Raw genomic sequence first — 451 nt, forward strand, 5'->3', positions numbered from 1 at the left:
CTGTGCCTTTGCTTTCACAAAGGCAGGCACCGTCATTCCTACGTTATCCGCCATCAGCGATAGCCGTTCGAATTCCTCCTCAGTGACACGGAACTTCACCTGTTTAGGCTCGTTCCTACGCTCGCCTGTCGTCTCGCTCATTCCTTTATTCCTCCTTATGTTCACCTACTGGGCGTGGTGAACTTGGTGTAAAATTCCAGCTGTATGCTTCCATAATACACCAAACAGTCGTAATAAGGCAAGCTCTACAATTGGTACCCAATTGAGCTTGGTTATGCCAGGCATAACAATCCCCCCAGCCCCCTTTTCAAGGGGGAGCCAAATCGCGGACGCTGTCCACACCTGCCAAAGGAAAGCTCCTTTGGAATGGCTTCTACAAACACCCCCAACCCCCTCAAAACTTTGAGGGGGCTCCCTCGCCGGTTGGCGTCAAACAAACGTGGTTGTTTGA

The 451-nt window shown here is 51.2% G+C and carries 1 protein-coding gene; it reads right to left on the reverse strand.

The features are described 5' to 3' along the window. Positions 1–141, reverse strand: a 141-nt coding sequence (locus LJC66_RS28070; RefSeq protein ID WP_483879720.1) for a plasmid mobilization protein, incomplete at its 3' end; no start/stop codon positions are given. Between the last annotated feature and the right edge of the window lie 310 nt (positions 142–451).

The organism is Priestia sp. TSO9, assembly GCF_021029645.1.
GTDB lineage: Bacteria > Bacillota > Bacilli > Bacillales > Bacillaceae_H > Priestia > Priestia megaterium_E.